This window comes from Streptomyces sp. MBT65 (assembly GCF_016612545.1).
Lineage (GTDB): Bacteria > Actinomycetota > Actinomycetes > Streptomycetales > Streptomycetaceae > Streptomyces.
Window position 1 is genome coordinate 1 of sequence record NZ_JAENRY010000583.1, and the last position, 1,890, is coordinate 1,890.

Annotated in this window: 1 protein-coding gene; it reads right to left on the reverse strand. The window is 70.7% G+C overall.

All coding sequences use genetic code 11. From position 1 onward, the window contains the following. Positions 1–35: 35 nt before the first annotated feature. Positions 36–1,256, reverse strand: coding sequence for a glycosyltransferase (locus tag JHN63_RS50645; protein ID WP_200691875.1), 1,221 nt, complete (start codon positions 1,254–1,256; stop codon positions 36–38). Between the last annotated feature and the right edge of the window lie 634 nt (positions 1,257–1,890).

Here is a 1,890-nt window from a genome sequence, read left to right on the forward strand (position 1 = left end):
CCGGGGGGTCGGTGGTCCCTCCTCGTATGCGCGGTCTACAGGGGTTCGGGCAGGGGCGGCGGGGCCGCGGTGGTGCTCGTGCGGCCCGCGTGGAGGCCGTCGATGAGGGCGGCGTAGGAGGCGATCATGCGCGTACGGCTGAAGCGTTCGCGGCTGCGGGCGTGGGCCTGGGCGAACTCCGCGCGGCCGATGACCGCCTCGGTCCAGGCCGACGCGATGGCGTCCGGGTCGGGGGGTGTGACGATGCCGTGGCCGTCGACGATGGACGCGCTGTCGCCGACGTCGGTGGAGACGGGTACGGCCCCGCACATCATGCCCTCGATGAGGCACAGGGGCGCGGCCTCGCCGAAGGAGGACGTGAGCGCGACGACGTCGGACCCGGCGTAGACGGTCTCCATGTCCCGCCGTACGCCGAGGAGATGGAGCCGACCGCCGAGTCGTTCCCTCTCCTCCCCTTCCCCGAAGGCGGTGTCGATGTCGGCGGAGAGGGCGGGCTGGTCGACGGTCATGCCCGTGCCGCACATGAGGACGTGGCCGGCGGGTTCGCGGCGTAGCCACTCGTGGGCGGCGCGGAGGAAGAGCGGGATGTTCTTCATCGTGGCGTAGCGGGCGGCGAACACCACGACGGGTGCGGTGTCCGGAATGCCCAGGGAGGCGCGCAGCGCGAGCCGTCGGGCGGGATCGGGCCGGAAGCGGAACAGATCCACGCCGTTGGGGATGACGTGGAGGACCTCGGGCGGGATGCCGGCGGCCTGGTAGGCGTCGCGGGTGGACTCCGCGCAGCAGACGGCGGCGACGACCTTGCCGTCGGCGATGGCGGTCTTCAGTTCGTCGAGGGCGGCGCCCTGGTGTTCGGGGTCCGAACGGTGCAGGCACACGACGACGGGGCGGCGGGGCAGGCCCGCCTGGTTGAGCAGCGAGAGCGGCTGTTCCTTGAGCGACAGGACGACGTCCGCGTCGGCCAGGGCGCGGGCCGCGTCGGCCAGCTCGGGGCCGGTGAAGCCGTCGCTGACGGTGCCGTCCGGGTCCCGGTCGCCGCGGAAGCTGCGGCCGAGGGTGGAGACGCCGACGCCGGCCGCGGTCAGTTGTTGATAGCAGGCGTCGTTCTCCATGGCCTGCCGGGTTGCTTCTCGGTGGACCTCACCGTGGATGCTGAGCACCGTATGGTGCTGGCCGCCCTCCACCAGTCCCAGAACGACGTCGCTGTGGACGATTCGGGCTCCTCCGGAGAAGAAGCCTTCGTAGACCGACAGCACGTGCAGCTCGTGTCTAGCGCGCACACGACCACCCGCCTTGCGTATGAATCGAGCCATCCCCGTGAACAGCGGGTTAGCCGTTATGAGGCGGCACGGACATTTCGCATGAATGAACTGGGCGTCTCGTGTCTGAGTCCGGTTGGTTATCCCGGGGTCAATTGGTGGCGAGGCGGGCGCGGACGGTCTTACCGATGTCGCTCCGCGGAAACCGGTCGAGGGCTGCGGAGCCCCCGGAGACGACCAGAACCCCGCGCCCACCCTCCCCACCGGGCGCCTGGCTCACCACGGGGAACTCCAGTGCCGGGTCCGGTACGTCGATCGTCAGCGCGGAGTCCTTTTCTTCGTCTACGGCGACTCGCAGCCGGACCTCGTGTCCGGGGAGGGGCCCCCGGGGCGACTGTCTGCGGCCGGTTCTTCGGCACCGGCCGGATCGAACGGATCGGCTCCCACCGCGCGATCCGACTCACCACGACGGGCGGGACCGCCCTGCGAGACCGACTCGACCTGCACCGGGGCACGCTCGGCCTCGACCGGGAAACGCAGCTCCCGTGACTCGTTTCCGACGCCCTCTGTACGCCAACTCCCTTGCCGCCACAGCCCAGTTCGTAGACCTCAATCCCGCCCTACCCCCCTC